The organism is Microbacterium sp. A93 (assembly GCF_051842835.1).
This window is the reverse complement of the sequence record NZ_JBPXMT010000003.1, coordinates 72,439-90,152: the sequence shown is the minus strand read 5'-3', so window position 1 is coordinate 90,152 and position 17,714 is coordinate 72,439. Positions and strand designations below refer to the sequence as shown.

The following is a 17,714-nucleotide window of genomic DNA, read 5'->3' as shown; positions in this document are numbered from 1 at the left end:
ATCAGGCCCGGCGAGGTCTGGCGGGAAGCCGCACGCAGTCATCCGTGTGCACCACCGGGCGCTGGTACTCCGGCCCGAATTCCTCCATCAGCTGGGCCGTCCGCCGTCCGAGCATCGCCGGCAACTCGGAGGAGGAGTAGTTCACGAAGCCCCGGGCCACCACCGTGCCGCGGGGATCGGCCAGCTCGATCGGATCGCCCGCGTCGAAGCGGCCCTGGACCCCGGTGATCCCGGCCGGCAACAGGGAGCGCTTGTTGGTCACCACGGCGGCGACGGCGCCGTCGTCGATCACCACGCGGCCCTGCACCTCGGCGAGCAGCCCGAGCCAGATGCCCCGGGCGGACTGACGCTTGCCGGACGCCTGGAACCAGGTGCCCACATCCTGGCCCGCCAGGGCCGCATCGGCGTTGGCGGCCGAGGTGACGAGGGCGTGGATGCCCGAGCCGGAGGCGATCCCCGCGGCCTCCACCTTGGTGACCATGCCCCCGGTCCCGACGCCGGCCGGTCCGGTGCTGCTGATCAGCACCTCATCGAGGTCGGCCCGGGACGCCACCTGGGCGATCCTTCTGGCCCCGGGGCGCGAGGGAGGTGCCGTATAGAGCGCGTCCACGTCCGTCAGCAGCAGCAGGGCATCCGCCCGCAGCAGGTTGGCCACCAGCGCGGAGAGTCGGTCGTTGTCACCGAAGCGGATCTCCGCGGTCGTCACGGTGTCGTTCTCATTGACGATCGGCACCACGTCCAGCGCCAGCAGCCGGTTCAGCGCCCGGTGGGCGTTGGTGTACTGGATGCGGCGGATCAGGTCCTCGGCCGTCAGCAGCACCTGCGCCACCTCCAGGCCGTGCCGCGCGAAGGACGCCGTGTACTGGGCCAACAGCTTGCCCTGCCCGACGGCGGCCGCGGCCTGTTGGGTGGCCAGGTCCCGTGGGCGTTTGCCCAGGCCCAGGGGGTGGATGCCCGCGGCGATGGTCCCCGAGGACACGAGGACGACCTCGGTGCCGCGGCCACGGACGGCGGCCAGGGTGTCCACCAGGGAGTCGATGGCCGCACCGTCGACGCCCGTGGGGGTGGTCAACGAGGAGGAGCCGATCTTCACGACGAGCCGACGCGCCCGGTGCAGCGTGTCCCGGCCCGTGACCGGGTTGGGGACCTGTTCAGCCATGTGTCTCGGCATCGGACCCCGAGTTGGACTCAGACTCAGACTCGGACTCAGACTCGTCCTCGATCCCGGCCAGGCGGTTGATCTCCTGGTCCACAGCCCACACCCCGGTACGGCGCTCGGTCTCCAGCTCCGCCTGCGTGGCGGCGCGGGCCACCTTGCGCTCCTCGTACTCCCGTCGCTTGTCCTGGCGGGTGGGACGCTGGTTCTCCTCCATGCGCAGGTCGGCACCACGCGGTCCGCCGAGCAACTCGGCACCGGCGGCCATGGTGGGCTCCCAGTCGAAGACCACGCCGTTGTCGTCGGCGCCGATGACCACGGCGTCACCCGGCGTGGCGCCCTGCTTGAACAGCTCGTCCTCCACCCCGAGTCGTTGGAGCCGGTCGGCCAGATAGCCCACCGCCTCGTCGATGGTGAAGTCGGTCTGGGCCACCCAGCGCTCGGGCTTGACACCGCGGACCCGGAACAGCGGTTCCAGGTTGCGCTCCTCGCGGCGGATCTCGAACTCCCCGCGACCCCCCTTGCGCGAACGGACCGAGCGCGGGCGGACGACCTCGGGTTCCGCGAGCTGCTCGGGCTCCGGCAGGCGTTTCCGGGCCTGCAGGACCAGCTCTGCCATGGCGTACTTCAGCGGCTCGAGGCCTTTGTGGGACACCGCGGAGATCTCGAAGACCCGCAGTCCACGCTGCTCCAGGGATTCCCGGACCATATCCGCCATGTCCTGGCCGTCCGGCAGGTCCGTCTTGTTCAGGGCCACCAGACGCGGCCGCTCATTCAACGGCACCACACCGTGACCGGCCTGCGCGAAGGTCGGCTCCACGGCGTAGGCGGCGAGTTCGGCCTCGATCGCCGCGAAGTCGGACAGCGGATCACGGTCGGACTCCAGGGACCCGCAGTCCAGCACGTGGACCAGGGCCGCACAGCGTTCCACGTGCCGCAGGAACTCCAGGCCCAGACCCTTGCCCTCAGAGGCCCCCGGGATCAGACCCGGGACATCGGCCACCGTGTAACGGGTCTCCCCCGCCTGCACCACGCCGAGGTGGGGCACCAGGGTGGTGAAGGGGTAGTCGGCGATCTTCGGACGGGCCGCGGAGATCGAGGCGATGAGGGAGGACTTGCCGGCCGAGGGGAAGCCGACCAGGGCGATGTCCGCGACGGACTTCAGCTCCAGGACGATGTCCCGTTCCTCGCCGGGGATGCCGAGCAGGGCAAAACCCGGGGCCTTCCGCTTGGACGAGGCCAGCGCCGCGTTGCCGAGACCACCCTGGCCACCGTGGGCCGCCACGTAGCTGGTCCCGTGGCCCACCAGGTCGGCCAGGATGTTGCCGTCCTCGTCCTTGACCACGGTGCCGTCGGGCACGCTCAGCGTGAGGGACTCCCCCGTCCCGCCGTTGCGGAAGTCGCCCATCCCGGGCCCACCGTTGCCGCCCTTCCGGTGGGGGGCGTGGTGGTAGGAGAGCAACGTGGTGGTCTGGTTGTCCACCACCAAGGTGACGTCCCCGCCGTCCCCGCCATTGCCGCCGTCGGGACCGCCGAGGGGTTTGAACTTCTCCCGCTTGACGGAGGCCACACCGTGACCTCCATACCCGCCGGAAACGTGCAGGACCACCCGGTCCACGAAAGCCGCCATGGCCGCCTCTCCTGAAAACTTCAGCCGTACCACCCGTGCGGTGATATCGGTGTTGTGCAATGTGGTGCGTTAACGACTACGGCGGGGACGGGCCGTAGTGGCCCGCCCCCGCCGGAGCGATGAAATACCCGGGGATCACTCCCCTGGCGCCGTCAGCTGGTGATCAACCGGCGATGGCAGGAACGATGTTCACGACCTTGCGACCACGGCGGTTGCCGTACTCCACGGCGCCGGCGGACAGGGCGAACAGGGTGTCGTCCTTGCCGATGCCGACGTTGGAGCCCGGGTGGAACTTGGTGCCGCGCTGGCGGACCAGGATCTCACCGGCGTTGACGGCCTGGCCGCCGAAGCGCTTGATGCCCAGGAACTGTGCGTTCGAGTCGCGGCCGTTCTTGGAGGAACTGCCGGCCTTTTTCGTTGCCATTGCTGAATCCTTTACTGAAGGTGCGGCCGTGGGCTGTTCGCCGGGTAACCGCGGGGACGGGTGGGGTGACCGAGGTCAGGCGATCGAGGTGACCTTGACGGTGGTCAGCTCGGAACGGTGACCCTGACGCCTGATGTAGCCGGTCTTGTTCTTGTACTTCTGGATGACAATCTTCTTGCCACGGGAATGGTCAAGGACCTCGGCGGTGACCTTGACCTTGGCCAGGTCATCGGTACCGGTGGTCACCTTGTCCCCATCCACCAGCATGACGGCGGAGAGCTCCAAGGAGCTTCCCGCCTCAGCGGCGACGCGGTCAAGGGTAACGAGGTCTCCTACGGAAACCTTTTCCTGGCGGCCGCCAGCGCGGACAATCGCGTACACCACTTGGGACTCACTTCTCTCGACATTTACGAATCTGTATTTGCTGCTTTCCCGCACCAACCCAAACCAGCGGTGTCCGGCCGGCAACAGCGGACGGTCCCGGACAGCGGGGGCTATGGCCCTAGGCGTACCGGCGGGCTTTCCAACACCCAAGACGGGGCAGACAGAAAACGACGGCGGCGCAGCACCGAGTATTCATCGTACCCGCCGGTGCCCGTCTGGACCAAATGACACGCTCATTCGGGACGGGCGATATCCTCCGCCTTGACCCCGACCCCGAGCATCATCGGCGCCGGGGCGCCGCCGGGCTCAGCAGCCTTGTCCTGTGCAGGGGCGGCGGAGGCACTGAACCGGTGGCCCTGGGCGGCGTCGGCTCCGGAGGCGGAGACGTCCACCGTCCGGATGTCACCGGAGGTGCCATCCGAGGAGGCGGCACGACGGCGGCGCGCCGGTCGCGCTGACGGCGCCGCAGCCGCTGGGGCAGACTGGGCAGCCGGAGCGGCAGACTGGGCAGCCGGTGCGGCAGCCGCTGCAGCCGGCTCCGGCTGAACCTGACGCTGCTGGTCGTGCGGGGTCTTCTCATCCAGGGCGCTCTCCAGCGAGGAGAGGTCCGATGTGGACCTGGCGCGCCGGGACGTGCGGCGTCCCCGCGGCATCTCCACGGACTCGCCCCCGATGGTCAGGGTCGAAGCCGACCGCTCGGAGTCCTGGGCGGCTCCGCCCTGGCCCTCCTGCTTCTCGCGCCCCTTCTGGTCCTGCTTCTGGTCCTGCTTCTGGTCCTGCTTCTCGTCGTGCGCGTGGGCTGCGGCAGCCGCCATGTTGGCGAAGGCCGTCCGGGCGACCTCGGCGCGGGCCTTGCGCTCGGCCTCCTCCTCGGGGCTGAGCTGCCGCTCGACCGGTGCCTCCGACAGGTCCGGGTGCTCCCGCTCGGCCTGACGTTCCCGGCTGCGGCGGCGACGCTCACTGCGGGAGGATTTCCGGCCGCCGTCGTGGGCGTTGCTGTCTCCCCCGCCGGATGCGCCACCGTGGCTGGAACCGGACTGACCGCGGGGCTCGCCCTGCGCGGTGTGGGAGCGGCGGTGCTCCACCGGCATGTCGTGGACGATGATGCCGCGGCCGTTGCAGTGCTCGCAGTTCTCCGAGAAGATCTCCACCAGGCCGGTGCCCATCCGCTTACGCGTCATCTGGACCAGGCCGAGGGAGGTCACCTCCGCGACCTGGTGCTTGGTACGGTCCCGGCCCAGGCACTCGACCATCCGGCGCAACACGAGGTCGCGGTTGGACTCGAGCACCATGTCGATGTAGTCGATGACGATGATGCCGCCGATGTCCCGCAGCCGCAGCTGACGGACGATCTCCTCGGCCGCCTCCAGGTTGTTCTTGGTGACCGTCTCCTCCAGGTTGCCACCGGAGCCGGTGAACTTGCCGGTGTTGACGTCCACCACCGTCATGGCCTCGGTCCGGTCGATCACCAGGGAACCACCGGAGGGCAGGAACACCTTGCGGTCCAGCGCCTTCTGCAGCTGCTCGTCGATGCGGTTCGAGGCGAAGAGGTCCTCACCGTCATGCTCCTCGGACTTCCACTGCTCCAGTCGGGGCAGCAGGTCCGGGGCCACGTAGGTCACGTAGGCCTCGATGTTGTCCCAGACCTCCTCGCCCTGGACGACCATGCCGGAGAAGTCCTCATTGAAGACGTCCCGGACCACCTTGATGGTCAGGTCCGGCTCCGAGTAGAGCAGTTCGGGAGCCAGCGTCTTGGTGGACGCGGCCTGCGCCTCGATCCCCTCCCACTGAGCCCGCAGCCGGTTGATGTCATGCATCAGCTCCTGCTCCGAGGTGCCCTCGGCGGCGGTCCGCACGATCACGCCGGCATTCTCCGGGAGGTGGTCCTTCAGGATCTTCTTCAGGCGGGAGCGCTCCACATCCGGCAGCTTGCGGGAGATGCCGGTCATGGATCCACCCGGCACGTAGACCAGGTAGCGGCCCGGCAGGGAGATCTGACTGGTCAGGCGGGCGCCCTTGTGGCCCACCGGGTCCTTGGTGACCTGCACCAGCACGGAGTCCCCGGACTTCAGGGCGTTCTCGATCTTGCGGGACTTGCCCTCGAGGTTGGCGGCGTCCCAGTTGACCTCACCGGCGTACAGCACGGCGTTGCGGCCGCGGCCGATGTCCACGAACGCGGCTTCCATGGACGGCAGCACGTTCTGCACCTTGCCCACGTAGACATTGCCGATCAGCGAGTCCTGGGTGGTGTTGGACACGAAGTGCTCGGCGAGGACCCCGTCCTCCATCACGGCGATCTGGATGCGATGATCACGCTGACGCACCAGCATCTTCCGGTCCACCGACTCGCGGCGGGCCAGGAACTCCGCCTCCGTGATGACATGGCGGCGCTGACGGCCCCCGGACCGGGAATCACGGCGGCGCTGACGCTTGGCCTCCAGGCGCGTGGAACCCTTGAGCGAGGTGACGGCTTCGGGGCCGGTGGACCCGGCCTGGCGGGGTGCCCGGACGCGGGTCACCGTGTTCTCCGGGTCGTCCCCGGCTCCACCCTCGAGCTCCATGTCCACGTCACCTCGGCGGCGCTTGCGGCGGCGGCGCGTGCTGCCGCCGTCCTCGTCGGCCTCGTCGTGGTCTGCGGCGTGGTCTGCATCCCGGGGACCGGAGCGGCGCTGGGAGTGGTCGTCGCCGTCGTCGTGGTTGCGGTCCTGGTCCGAGCCCTGACCCCCGGAGCGGCCACGGCTGCGCCGGCGCCGTCGGGAGGAGCGGGAGCCCGACTGCTGGTCGTCGTCCTCGCCCTGGTGGTGCTGCTGGTCGTCCTCGCCATCGTCCGTGCGGTCGGCGCGGTGGTCGGCGCGGTGGTCGGCGCGATCCGCCTGCTGGTCGGCGCCAGGGGCGCGCTGAGCGCGGGGCGAGCGCGTGGCCGGCGGCAGCGTGGACAGGTCCGGGGCCTGGAAGATCAGGGCCAGCGCGTCGTGCGGCACGGCGAAGGGGTCCCCGGACTCAGCCTCGGCTGACTCCTCCTCCTCCTGCTGCGCAGCGGCGGGCTCGGCCGTCACGTCGGCCTCCTCCGCGGTGTCAGCCTTGACGGCCGCATCTGCATCCGGTGGCACCGGGGCCGTCGTCTCGGCCCGGGGGGTTGTTGACTCCTCCGGGGGCGCCGCTGCGGCGGCCTCCGTGACGCCCTCGCCCTGTTCGTTCTGTTCGTTCTGTTCGCTCTGCTCGTTCTGGTCGTTGGCTGTCATGAACAGCACCTCCTGCACCGCGATCACGCCACACTCGTGCCCGCGGAGCGGGTAGGTCCGTTCCCGGTGGCGTTTCCCCCGACCCCGTCCAGCGGTCCTCGGGGTGCCGCCGTCGACGGACTCCAAAAGTCTGAGTTGAACCGGAATCGCGTTCTCCGCTGGATGCGGGGCACGTACCCGGAACCATCGGCGACCGACCCGGTCTGACGCGTGGTCTCGCGTGCCCGTGGCGGCTGTCGCAGGCCAGGGACGCGCGGTCCGCATCACTCTGGCCGGGCAGTTTCCTAACACTGCCGCAATCCTCTGCCGCCAGCCCGGTGGCCGTCCGATGGACTCGGCCGATGGTGTGGCCACTGGCGAGTCGATGTTCATTGTCTCACACGCCTGTGGACAACGCCGGGAGGTTCTACGATGGGACGGTGAACTCCCCAGCCATCGTCGGTGCCGGCGCCGAACCCGCACCTCGTCCCGAGACCGAACCACACCGGAGCTGGTACGCACGGCCTCGCGGCACGGCGTGGATGCTCCTGGTGACCGGGCTGATCGGTCTGTACGGCACGCTCATGCTGGTCATGGAGCGGGTGATGCTGTGGAACGATCCGGCCCACATCACCAGTTGCGATGTGAACCCCTGGGTGTCCTGTGGCGAGGTGATGAAGACCTGGCAGTCGCAGCTGTTCGGCTTCCCCAACCAGTTCATCGGCATGGTGGCGTTCCCGATCGTCCTCACCATCGCGATGGCCCTGTTCGCCCGCGCACGCTTCTCCCGCTGGTACTGGATCGGGATGAACGTGGGGGTGCTGGCCGGATTCGTCTTCATCGTGTGGCTGTGGAGTCAGGCCGTCTATGACATCAGCATCCTGTGCCTGTATTGCATGGTCGTCTGGGCGGGGATGATCCTGATGTTGATCCTGCTCACCTCCCGCAACCTCCAGCACGGGGTCATCCCCTCGACCGCCGGCGTGCGGAAATTCGCGGCGGAGTGGAGCTGGCCGATCATCGTGCTGCTCTACGTGGGGGTCATGGCCTCGATCCTGCTGCGCTTCTCGAACGCCTTCTTCTGATCCGGCTGATCAGCCGAGCAGGGTGACGAGGTCGGTGCGCATGGACGCTGCGTCCGCCTCCGGGCTCGGCTCCGTCACGTAGATCTCCCAGAACGGCAGGGCCGGCTGGTGGCCGGCCTCGGCGACGGCCTGCAGGAAGGCCCCCCAGGCCTCGCCGAGCCCGTCATAGGACCCCAGGTGGGAGATGATCGCGACCCGTCCAGCCGGGAGCCGAGAAGCCCGCAGTGTCACCCCGGCCCCCTCGGTGACGCTCTCCGCCAGGGCTCGGTCCACCGGGATGCCGATCTCCATGTCCACGGTGTCCGTGGGCATACGGGTGTGCAGGGAGAAGCCCGGACCGACTGGCTGGATGCCCTGGGCGCTCAGGGCCGGGAACAGGGCGGTGAAGGTGGAGTCGAAGGCCTCCCGCATGTTCGTCATCGGGAAGTCGGAGAAGGCGCTCACGACGGTGGGCACCTCCGGAGCGTCGAGGAGAGCGACCGCGGTGTAGGGCTCAGCCAAGAAGTACGGAGTGCTGGGTTCGGTCATGACACGAGCGTAGGCCCGTCCAGGCCACCCGACCACTCCGAAAATGCGGCCTGGTGACTGGATCGGGGCTGGCGTCGGGGTCGGGGTCGGGTTGGCGTGGGGGTCGTCCTCCGATTTCACGCAGACTCCCCACAACGCAGCGCCGCAGATGCGTGGAATCGGAGGATATCCGGTTCACCGGCCCCATCTCGCCGTCGAACCAAGACTCGTACTCCACAACCCACTGCCAGCACCGAGCTGTCCACGACACCGGCACCACGCTCACCCAGACGCCCACATCCTCAGACACGATGACCGGGTGGACAGCATCGAACCGCACCCGACCGAACAGGATCCCCTGTTGATCTCCTGCCGCAACCCCGAGAAAGGTCGTTCCGCGAGCACCTGGAGACGAGCCGTGGACCGAGGGGATGCCCTGCGCTTGGCCCCTGGCGTCTACTGCCACACCGGCTCCTGGTTCCGTCACGCCCCGTGGGACCGGTATCTGATCAGTACGGTGGCCCACGCCCTCTCCCGCCAGGAACCGGTGGTCTTCAGGGGCCTCACGGCCCTGTTGATCCGGGGGCTGCCCACTGCCGATGTCCCCGCGCACCTCGAGGTCCGAGCAGGTTCTGCTGGCCGGGCCGGCGTGGTCCGTCCGACGAAGCCCTATCGGGACGGCACCCAGCGGATGAAGGTGTACCTCCGGCACCTGGACTCGACGGGACAGGAGTTCAGCGGTTCCTTTCCTGTCCAGCCCGGGGTGCGTCGTCGGTGGACCCGGCGTCAGGACACGCGGGAGCCGGAGTCGGTGCTCGTGCGGCTCTCCGATGGCACAGAAGTGGGGACCGTCCTCTGCGCTCCTCTTCATCAGGCCTTGGCCGATGTGCTCATCCATGAACCGCTCCAGGTCTCCGCGGTGCCGGCGGATGCCGTGAAGCGCCACCACAGCGCGTGGGCCGGAACCTTCACGGACCTCGCTGAACCGCTGGTCACCTCACAGGCCGGACAGTACCGACTCGAGACGGCGTGGTCTTTCGCAGATGGACGGGCGGAATCCCCGGGAGAGTCCTTGAGTCGGGCAGCAGTCCACGAGTTGGGCTTCGTGGTGCCCGAACCCCAGCGGAACCTCTACGACGGGAGCCGCTGGATCGCCCGGGTCGACCACTGGTGGGAGGAGATCGGGCTGGCCGGCGAGTTCGACGGGAAGTCCAAGTACTCGGAAGCCCTCCGGAAACCCGGCGACTCCTGGCAGGACGTCTTGGTCCGGGAGAAGGAACGGGAGGACGCCATCCGCCGTACAGGAGCCGGTGTCATGCGCTGGCTGTGGAAAGACCTCCGCGACCACCGACGGTTCGAACGCCTGCTGGTCCACCACGGCGTGCCCCGGCGTGCAGGTTGATATCCGGGAGGACGCCGGGCGGCGGTTTAGTGACGGCCTGGAGGCGGCTGGAGACGGTCTGGAGACGGTCTGGAGGCGGCTGGAGACGGCCGGAAACAGAGCGTCATCCGATTCCACGCATCTCCGGCGGGAAACGGTCGTCGGAATGCGTGGAATCGGATGACGTTGCGCCGGGCGCTGGCGCGGAGCGGCGCTGGCGCGGAGCGGCGCTGGCGCGGAGCGGCGCTGGCGCGGAGCGGCGCGGCTCCGTCGGCCACGGACAGCGGCTCAGTCGGTCAGCGGCAGCGGGCCTGCGGCTCGCTGTCTGACCAGCTCAGCGGCTCAGGCGAACCAGAGTCCGAGCTCACGGCTGGCGGAATCGGTCGAGTCGGAGCCGTGGACGAGGTTCTTCTGCACGGACTCGCCCCAGTCACGGCCGAGGTCGCCGCGGATGGTCCCCGGGGCCGCTGTGGTGGGCTCGGTGGTACCTGCCAGGGAGCGGAACCCCTCGATCACGCGGTGGCCCTGCACGCGGGCGGCCACCACCGGGCCGGACCCCATGAACTCCACCAGGGGCTCGAAGAAGGGCTTGCCCTCGTGCTCGGCGTAGTGCTGTACGAGCAGCTCCCGGCCGGGCACCAGCATGGTCAGGTCGGCGATGGTGTATCCCTTGGCCTCAATACGTGCCAGGATCTGGCCGGTCAGGTTGCGGGCCACGCCATCGGGCTTGATCAGGACGAGGGTCTCTTCAACGGTGGTGGTCACGAATGCTCCTTGGTGTGCGGGACGGTTTCTCCGGGTCCAACCCTAACGGGACGCTCCGGTCCTGGTGTCACACGCCGTCCGGATGCTCCTCGCGCCAGCGGTCCTCGGCTTCGGCGCGCTTCAGGTTCTCGCGGTCGATCTGACCGCCCTTGGTCACGGCGTACCACCAGGTGAGTCCGAAACCGATCCCCACGATCGCCATCGTGTACTCGATGAAGGCGGAGGCCACCAGCAGGATCTGGATGGCCCAGCCGATCCAGAGGCCCACCGGCTTCCGGACGAGCGCACAGTCCAGGACGGCCACGACGGCCAGGATCAGGGAGATCGTCAGGATCCACGGCGCCATCGGAGTACCCCGGTTCGCGCCGGCGAGGGCCATGCCGAAGAAGACCAGGACGAGCGCCTCCATCACCAGCACGGAGGAGGTGAAGGTGGCCCGGATGGAGCGGGCCTTCTTGCGTTGCCCGGGGGTCCAGGCGCGCTGGGACCTGGACTCGCGCGCCGGCCGCCAGGCTTCCCGCCCACCCGGGTCCGCGGCCGAGGCTTGGCGGTCCGGGCGGTCGGGGCGGTCCGGGCGGTCCGGGCGGTCCGGGCGGTCCGGGCGGTCCTGCGGTTGACCGTCGGTCTCGTTACCGTTCATCCTGTTCACCCTCATCATCCTCATCACCCTCGTCGAAGATGTCCTCGAACTCCTCGTCGTCCTCGTCCAGTCCGTCACCCAGCTCGAGCCCGAAGTCATCGAAGACGTCCACGGCGGTGGGCACGGCCACCACTTCGGGCGTCGTCGGCCCGGCGGATCCGGCCGCCGGTGCGCCCAGCAGCTCGCGGGCTTCGGCCACGAGCGTGATAGATCCGGTGATGAGCACGCCGCCGCCCAGTCCGGACGCGTCGGCACCGCCACCGTCCACCGCCTCGGCCCGGCCCACGGCCCACTCGATGGCATCCGGGAGGGACTCGGTGGCGAAGAGGTCGTCCTCCGGCCAGCCGGCGTCCAGGGCCAGCTGCGCCAGTTCGCCGGCCGGGATGGCCCGCGGCGAGTCGGACTGCGTCAGGCAGAGGTCCTCCACCTCGTCGCCGAACTCGCGGTAGAGCTCCGTCAGCATGGACAGGGCGTCCTTCTCCTGCAGGATCCCCACCACGAGCACCAGCTTCTGAAGGCCGAAGGCCTCCTGCAGCGCACCGGCGGTGGCCTTGATCCCCGCGGGGTTGTGCGCGGCGTCCACCACGATGGTCGGGGCCTTGCGCAGCACCTCCAGCCGGCCCGGGGCCGACACCTGCGCCACCCCCTCCTGCAGCAGGTCGAACTCCAGCGGCTTCTCGGCACCGAAGAAGGCCTCCAGTGCGGCGATGGCCAGGGCCAGGTTCTCGGCCTGATGCTCGCCGTGCAGGGGCAGGGTCAGCTCCGGATAACGACCGGCGATGCCCTGCACGGAGACCTGCTGGCCGCCCACGGCGACGGAGCGGGACTCCACCCCGAAGTCCACGCCCTCGAACCGGAAGCCGGCTCCGGCGGCACGGGCCGCATCCAGCAGCACCTGGGCCGCGTCCGGGTCCTGGGCCGCGGAGACGAGGAAGCCGCCGGGCTTGATGATCCCGGCCTTCTCCTGCGCGATCTCCGCCTCCGAATCCCCCAGCAGGTCGCTGTGGTCCAGCGAGATCGGCGTCACGACGGACACCACGGCATCTGCCACGTTGGTGGCATCGGTGATCCCGCCGAGGCCGACCTCGAGTACCACCACGTCCACGGGTTCGTCCGCGAAGACGGCGAAGCCGAGGACGGTCACGGCCTCGAAGTAGGTCAGCCGGACCTCCCCGGCCGCCTCGAGCTCGGCGTCCACCACCTGCACCATCGGCAGGATCTCGTTCCAGATCCGCACGAAGGTCCCCTCCTCCACGGGGGCACCGTCGATGCTGATGCGCTCCGTCACCGAGCTCAGGTGCGGCGAGGTGTACCGCCCGGTGCGCAGCCCGTAGGCGCGCAGCACCGACTCGATGATCCTGGCGGTGGAGGTCTTGCCGTTGGTCCCGGTCAGATGGATGACGGGCGCCGCGCGCTGCGGCTCCCCGAGGAGCTCCATGGCCCGGAACATGGGAGCCATCCGCGGCTCCATCTTGTTCTCCGGGGCCCGCGCGAGCAGGTCCCGGTAAACCGCCTCGACGGTCTGGGGCGCTGGGGGCGTCTGACTCATGCTTCCACCTTCTCCACCGTGATCTTCTCCACCGTGACCTGCACGGTCTTCGTCGCGTCATCCGCCGGGTCCCGGCGTGGGTCCTCGGCGCCGGAATCCTGCAGCACCAGGTCCAGCGTCAGGGTCTCGTTGGAGACCAGGTCCCGGTGTCCGTCAACAGCCTGCACGACGACGGCCGGTCCGGTGATCACGGTCCGCACCCGGTCCGACACGTCCAGCCCGGCGTCCTTGCGGGCCGCCTGCACCGCGCGGATCACGTCCCGCGCGGTCCCCTCGGCCGCCAGGGCGGCCGGCACGTCCGTGTCCAGGACCAGGAAGCCGCCGGGCACCACGGTGACGGCCCGCGCCGTGGCCGCTGCGCCGTCGTCGTCCCCGTCCGCCGAGCCGGCAGCGCCCACGGTGGTCTCGAGGGAGTACTCCCCCTCCTGCAGGGCGATCCCGCCGGCGACCACGGAGCCGTCCTCGGCCACGGACCAGTCCCCGGACTTGGCGCCCTTGAGGGCCACCTGGACCTGTTTGCCCAGCCGCGGGCCGGCCGCGCGGGCGTTGACGGACAGGGACTGGCTGATACCGAAGTCCGCCGCGGAGACCTCTGCGGCATCCAGTAGCTGCACGTCCTTGAGGTTCAGCTCGTCCTTGATGATCTCCGTGTACGCCCCGGTCAGTCCGGCGGCGTCCGGGACCACCACGGTCAGGGACTGCAGGGGCAGGCGGACGCGCCGCTTGGCCCCCTTGCGCAGGGAGGACCCGGCCGAGGCGATGCGCCGCACGGTCTCCATCCGCTCCACGCCGGCCTCGGCCGCGGCCTCGGAACCGAAGCCGGAGAAGAACGGGGCGGGATCCGGGTAGTCGGTCAGGTGCACCGAGCGGCCCCCGGTCAATCCCCGCCAGATCTCCTCGGCCACAAGCGGCAGCAGGGGTGCGGCCGCACGGCAGAAGGCCTCCAGGCAGGTCGCCAGCACATCCAGGGCCTGGGTGTCCTCGTCGAAGAAGCGCTGGCGGGACCGGCGCACATACCAGTTGGTCAGGGTGTCCGTGTAGGCACGCAGCGCGTCCGTGGCATCGGAGACCTCGTAGGCGTCCATCCCGGTCTTGACCTCACGCAGCATCCGCCCGGTGGCGGCCAGCAGGTACTGGTCCAGGGGGTCGGTGGACTCGTAGCGGGGCTGGGCCCGGTAGCCGGAGGGGCGACCGGCTCCGTCTGTCCCGAGGCCGCGGGCGGAGTTGGCGTAGAGGCTGAAGAAGTGCCACACATTCCAGATCGGCAGCAGCACCTGGCGGGTGCCCTCGCGGATCCCCTCCTCGGTGACCACGAGGTTGCCGCCGCGCAGGATCGGCGAGGCCATCAGAAACCAGCGCATGGCGTCCGAACCGTCCCGGTCCAGCACCTCGGAGACGTCCGGGTAGTTCTTCAGGGACTTGGACATCTTCTGCCCGTCCGAGCCCAGCACGATCCCGTGGCTGATGACGTTGGAGAACGCCGGCCGGTCGAACAGGGCGGTGGAGAGCACGTGCATGGTGTAGAACCAGCCACGCGTCTGGCCGATGTACTCCACGATGAAGTCGGCCGGGTGGTGCCCGGAGTCGAACCAGTCGCGGTTCTCGAAGGGGTAGTGCACCTGGGCGTAGGGCATGGAGCCGGAGTCGAACCAGACGTCCAGCACGTCCTCCACGCGCCGCATCCTCGCCCCGGCGGCGGCGGCCTCCGGGTCCGGGTGGGGGCGGGTCAGCTCGTCGATCCAGGGCCGGTGCAGGTCCACCTCTCCGGCCGCATTGCGCGGCAGGCGGCCGAAGGCCTCCTGGAGCTCGGCGAGGGAGCCGTGGACCTCCTGCAGCGGGTAGTCCGGGTGGTCCGACTCCCAGACGGGGATCGGTGAGCCCCAGTAGCGGTTACGGGAGATCGACCAGTCGCGGGCGTTCTGCAGCCACTTGCCGAACTGGCCGTGCTTCACGTTGGACGGGATCCAGTTGATGTCCTCGTTCAGCTCGACCATGCGGTCCTTGAACGCGCTGACAGAGACGTACCAGGAGGTGATGGCGCGGTAGATCAGCGGGGTGCGGCACCGCCAGCAGTGCGGGTAGGAGTGCTCGTAGGAGGCCTCCTTGACCAGCTTTCCGGCGGCCCGCAGGGCCCGGATGATGCTCCGGTTGGCCTCGAAGACCTGGACGCCGGCGATGTCCTTCAGCACCCCGCCGCCGAGGTCCCCCTTCCCGAACAGGGGTAGGAACCGCGCCCCCTCGTCCACGGAGAGGATCACGGGGATGCCGTTCGCCTCGCAGACCCGCTGATCGTCCTCGCCGTAGGCGGGTGCCTGGTGCACCACGCCCGTGCCGTCCTCGGTAGTGACGTAGTCGTCCACCAGCAGCTGCCACGCGTTCTGCGTCCCGTACTCCTCGGGGTCCGTGAAGTAGGTGAACAGCGGCTCGTAGGTGAGGCCGGCCAACCGGGCCCCAGCATAGGTGGCGGTGACCGCCTCGGTGATGGAGCCGGCGTCGGGATATCCCAGCTCCTTGGCGTGCGCGCCGATCAGGTCCGCGGCCAGCAGGTACCGGTGGCCGGCGACCGCCTCGTCCGCGTCCGGCCCGGCCGGGACCACGGCATAGCTGAACTCCGGCCCGACGACAAGCGCCTGGTTGGTCGGCAGGGTCCAGGGGGTGGTGGTCCAGGCGAGCACCCGCACTCCGGCGAGTTCGACGGCCAGGTCCGGCTCCGCCGCACCGGCAGTGGCCCCCGTGACCGGGAAGGCCACCGTGACGGAGGGGTCCTGGCGGGACTTATAGACGTCGTCGTCCATGCGCAACTCGTGGTTGGACAGCGGCGTCTCGTCCTTCCAGCAGTACGGCAGCACCCGGAAACCGCGGTAGGTCAGGTCCTTCTCATGCAAGGACTTGAACGCCCACAGCACGGACTCCATGAACTCGGGGTTCAGGGTCTTGTAGTCGTTCTCGAAGTCGACCCAGCGGGCCTGCCGGTTGACGTAGTCCTTCCACTGGTCCGTGTACTTCAGCACGGAGGCTCGGCAGGCGTCGTTGAACGTGTCGATGCCCATGGCCTCGATCTGGGCCTTGTCCGTCATGCCCAGCTGCTTCATGGCCTCGAGTTCGGCGGGCAGCCCATGGGTGTCCCAGCCGAAGCGGCGCTCCACGCGGCGGCCCTGCTGGGTCTGGTAGCGGGCCACCAGGTCCTTGACGTAGCCGGTGAGCAGGTGGCCGTAGTGCGGCAGGCCGTTGGCGAAGGGCGGGCCGTCATAGAACACGAACTCGTTCGGCGAGCCGTCCTCGTGCTCCGCCGGGCGGGCCTCGATGGAGGCCTGGAAGGTGCCGTCCGCCTCCCAGTACTTCAGGATGCGCTCCTCGATCTGTGGGAAGCGCGGCGACGCGGGGGTGCCGGGGCCGGTGGCGTCCGGATCAGAGCTGGCGAGGGGGTACACGGGGCGTTCCATCCTTGCGTGAGGTCGACTGTGGTGCTGGTCTGCTCGAACTGCAAGGACGCCGTGAGGCGCGGTACCACCCTGCTTGCCGTCCCGTGTCCCGCTGGACTGCTGCGGGGCCGGGCCGGCCGCTTGTGACTGCTGTGACGGGCTTACCCGTCCGGGTCTACTGGGACCCGCGAGACAGACAGATGCTGGCTGCGGGGCTGTTCTTCCGGAAGCTCGCCGGTGATGGCCGGGTCGGTGCTGTTGGTGTTGCTGGCTGTTGGGGTTACTTCAGCCGATTCTACGCCTTCTCGGCGCCGGAGGGGGACGTGGCCCGCTGCGCCGGATCGGCGTACTCGACGGCCGCGGTGACGACCCCGGCGAGGACGGCGTAGGTGGCCCGGGGGCGACGGGCGCCCAGCCTGGCGACGAACGCCTCGGCCCACCGGTCTGAGACCGCCGTGAACCACATGGTTCCGGCCGCAGCGCTGCCAACCGCGGTGCCGATCAAGGCCGGCCCGGCGATGCGCCGGGCCAGCGGCTTGGCCGGTCTGGCCGTGCCCTGGACCTCGTCTTCGCGCCGGGCCCGGTCCATCGCCAGTGCTGCACCGCCGGCCGCGGCCACGGCGGCCAGTCCGCCGGTCCACAGGACGAGTGGTCTACGCGGGATCCGCCAGAGGGGAATCGCCGAGGCGGCCGCCGTGGCCAGCCCCATGCCGAGTGCCCGGCGCAGTCTCGGGGTGTTCTCCATGCTCATTCTTCCTGCCCTCTCGTCTACGGCGTGCGGATGACCTTGAACTGGGCGGCCTGGGCCACCGGACGCAACACGATCTGATCCAGGTTGACGTGGTGCGGCACGGTGACGGCGTAGGTGCACACGTCCGCCACGTCCTCGGCCGTGAGCGGCTTCTCCACGCCCGCGTAGACCTGATCCGCGGCCTCCTGGTCGCCACCGAGCCGGTTGCGGGTGAACTCCTCGGTGTGCACCATCCCCGGCAGCACCTCCACGACCCGGACGTTGTGGTCTGCCTCCTCGAGGCGCAAGGCCCCCACCAGGCCGTGCTGGGCCATCTTGGCCGCGTTGTACCCGGCGCCGCCCTCGTAGCTGGCCAGGGCCGCCGTCGAGGTCAGGACCAGCACGGTGCCGTGGCCGGTGGCCCGCAGCATCGGCAGGAAGGCCTGCGTGGTGTTCAGGGTGCCGGCGACGTTGACCCGGTACATCCAGTCCCAGTCCTCGGCCCGCCCCTCGGCGACGCGGTCCGTGCCCAGCGCCCCGCCGGCGATGCAGAGCAGGGTGTCCGCTCCTCCGCCGTCCTCGACCACGGCCGCGGCCCGGTCCACCTGCTCCCGGTCGGCGACGTCCACGGTCAGGGGCACGATCCTGCCGGTCCCTTCAGGCACCTCGGCGGCCAGGGACTCGAGTCGTTCCGAGCGACGGGCGAGGGCGTAGACGGTCCATCCTGCGGCGGCCAGCTGGGCGGCGGTGGCCCGGCCGATGCCGGAGGAGGCCCCGGTCACAACGGCGGTGCGGTGCGGTTGAGTGCTCATGGCACCAC

At 69.6% G+C, this 17,714-nt stretch carries 14 protein-coding genes; 2 read left to right on the top strand and 12 right to left on the bottom strand.

Annotated features, from left to right (window positions below):
- Position 1: 1 nt before the first annotated feature.
- The 5 genes from proB to ACSU1G_RS08485 all read right to left on the bottom strand — a co-directional run bounded on the left by proB (position 2) and on the right by ACSU1G_RS08485 (position 6,836).
- The gene (gene proB, locus ACSU1G_RS08505) at positions 2 to 1,159 is read right to left on the bottom strand and encodes a glutamate 5-kinase (protein WP_439279496.1); all 1,158 of its coding nucleotides are present in this window, start codon (positions 1,157 to 1,159) and stop codon (positions 2 to 4) included.
- On the bottom strand, positions 1,152 to 2,786 hold the full coding sequence (gene obgE, locus ACSU1G_RS08500) for a GTPase ObgE (protein ID WP_439279495.1): 1,635 nt from the start codon (positions 2,784 to 2,786) through the stop codon (positions 1,152 to 1,154). The genes proB and obgE overlap by 8 nt, the downstream gene beginning before the upstream one ends.
- A gap of 163 nt (positions 2,787 to 2,949) precedes the next feature.
- Positions 2,950 to 3,210, bottom strand: coding sequence for a 50S ribosomal protein L27 (gene rpmA / locus ACSU1G_RS08495; protein ID WP_439279494.1), 261 nt, complete (start codon positions 3,208 to 3,210; stop codon positions 2,950 to 2,952).
- Positions 3,211 to 3,285: 75 nt separating this feature from the next.
- Positions 3,286 to 3,594, bottom strand: coding sequence for a 50S ribosomal protein L21 (gene rplU, locus ACSU1G_RS08490; RefSeq protein WP_439279493.1), 309 nt, complete (start codon positions 3,592 to 3,594; stop codon positions 3,286 to 3,288).
- 233 nt (positions 3,595 to 3,827) lie between these two features.
- The gene (locus tag ACSU1G_RS08485; protein WP_439279492.1) at positions 3,828 to 6,836 is read right to left on the bottom strand and encodes an Rne/Rng family ribonuclease; all 3,009 of its coding nucleotides are present in this window, start codon (positions 6,834 to 6,836) and stop codon (positions 3,828 to 3,830) included.
- A 521-nt stretch (positions 6,837 to 7,357) separates the two neighbouring features.
- On the opposite strand from ACSU1G_RS08485, the gene ACSU1G_RS08480 reads away from it, so the two are divergent.
- Positions 7,358 to 7,900, top strand: a complete 543-nt coding sequence (locus ACSU1G_RS08480) for a vitamin K epoxide reductase family protein (protein ID WP_439279939.1) — start codon at positions 7,358 to 7,360, stop codon at positions 7,898 to 7,900.
- A gap of 9 nt (positions 7,901 to 7,909) precedes the next feature.
- Here ACSU1G_RS08480 and ACSU1G_RS08475 read toward each other — a convergent pair whose 3' ends face one another.
- Positions 7,910 to 8,428: a GyrI-like domain-containing protein gene (locus ACSU1G_RS08475; RefSeq protein WP_439279491.1), complete on the bottom strand. Its 519-nt coding sequence runs from the start codon at positions 8,426 to 8,428 to the stop codon at positions 7,910 to 7,912.
- 298 nt (positions 8,429 to 8,726) lie between these two features.
- Here ACSU1G_RS08475 and ACSU1G_RS08470 point away from each other — a divergent pair, with 298 nt between their 5' ends.
- Positions 8,727 to 9,809: a hypothetical protein gene (locus tag ACSU1G_RS08470; protein WP_439279490.1), complete on the top strand. Its 1,083-nt coding sequence runs from the start codon at positions 8,727 to 8,729 to the stop codon at positions 9,807 to 9,809.
- A 321-nt stretch (positions 9,810 to 10,130) separates the two neighbouring features.
- On the opposite strand, the gene ndk is transcribed toward ACSU1G_RS08470, so the two are convergent.
- From ndk to ACSU1G_RS08440, 6 genes are all read right to left on the bottom strand, one after another.
- Positions 10,131 to 10,553, bottom strand: coding sequence for a nucleoside-diphosphate kinase (ndk, locus tag ACSU1G_RS08465; RefSeq protein WP_439279489.1), 423 nt, complete (start codon positions 10,551 to 10,553; stop codon positions 10,131 to 10,133).
- 67 nt (positions 10,554 to 10,620) lie between these two features.
- Positions 10,621 to 11,193 (bottom strand): DUF4233 domain-containing protein, encoded by a 573-nt coding sequence (locus ACSU1G_RS08460; RefSeq protein ID WP_439279488.1) that lies wholly within the window; start codon positions 11,191 to 11,193, stop codon positions 10,621 to 10,623.
- A complete protein-coding gene (locus tag ACSU1G_RS08455) occupies positions 11,183 to 12,742 on the bottom strand; it encodes a bifunctional folylpolyglutamate synthase/dihydrofolate synthase (RefSeq protein WP_439279487.1) in 1,560 nt (519 codons plus the stop codon). The genes ACSU1G_RS08460 and ACSU1G_RS08455 overlap by 11 nt, the downstream gene beginning before the upstream one ends.
- Positions 12,739 to 16,185, bottom strand: coding sequence for an isoleucine--tRNA ligase (gene ileS / locus ACSU1G_RS08450; RefSeq protein ID WP_439279486.1), 3,447 nt, complete (start codon positions 16,183 to 16,185; stop codon positions 12,739 to 12,741). The genes ACSU1G_RS08455 and ileS overlap by 4 nt, the downstream gene beginning before the upstream one ends.
- 274 nt (positions 16,186 to 16,459) lie before the next feature.
- Complete coding sequence (locus ACSU1G_RS08445; RefSeq protein ID WP_439279485.1) at positions 16,460 to 16,915, bottom strand: hypothetical protein; 456 nt, start codon at positions 16,913 to 16,915, stop codon at positions 16,460 to 16,462.
- A 17-nt stretch (positions 16,916 to 16,932) separates the two neighbouring features.
- Entirely contained in the window at positions 16,933 to 17,706 is a 774-nt protein-coding gene (locus ACSU1G_RS08440; protein ID WP_439279484.1) for an SDR family oxidoreductase, read from the bottom strand.
- Between the last annotated feature and the right edge of the window lie 8 nt (positions 17,707 to 17,714).

Coding starts and splice junctions, on each gene's coding strand:
- obgE (WP_439279495.1), bottom strand. CDS start 2,786: ATGGCGGCTTTCGTGGACCGGGTGGTCCTGCACGTTTCCGGCGGGTAT.
- proB (WP_439279496.1), bottom strand. CDS start 1,159: ATGGCTGAACAGGTCCCCAACCCGGTCACGGGCCGGGACACGCTGCAC.
- ACSU1G_RS08440 (WP_439279484.1), bottom strand. CDS start 17,706: ATGAGCACTCAACCGCACCGCACCGCCGTTGTGACCGGGGCCTCCTCC.
- ACSU1G_RS08445 (WP_439279485.1), bottom strand. CDS start 16,915: ATGAGCATGGAGAACACCCCGAGACTGCGCCGGGCACTCGGCATGGGG.
- rpmA (WP_439279494.1), bottom strand. CDS start 3,210: ATGGCAACGAAAAAGGCCGGCAGTTCCTCCAAGAACGGCCGCGACTCG.
- ACSU1G_RS08460 (WP_439279488.1), bottom strand. CDS start 11,193: ATGAACGGTAACGAGACCGACGGTCAACCGCAGGACCGCCCGGACCGC.
- ACSU1G_RS08475 (WP_439279491.1), bottom strand. CDS start 8,428: ATGACCGAACCCAGCACTCCGTACTTCTTGGCTGAGCCCTACACCGCG.
- ACSU1G_RS08480 (WP_439279939.1), top strand. CDS start 7,358: ATGCTCCTGGTGACCGGGCTGATCGGTCTGTACGGCACGCTCATGCTG.
- ACSU1G_RS08455 (WP_439279487.1), bottom strand. CDS start 12,742: ATGAGTCAGACGCCCCCAGCGCCCCAGACCGTCGAGGCGGTTTACCGG.
- ileS (WP_439279486.1), bottom strand. CDS start 16,185: ATGGAACGCCCCGTGTACCCCCTCGCCAGCTCTGATCCGGACGCCACC.
- ACSU1G_RS08485 (WP_439279492.1), bottom strand. CDS start 6,836: ATGACAGCCAACGACCAGAACGAGCAGAGCGAACAGAACGAACAGAAC.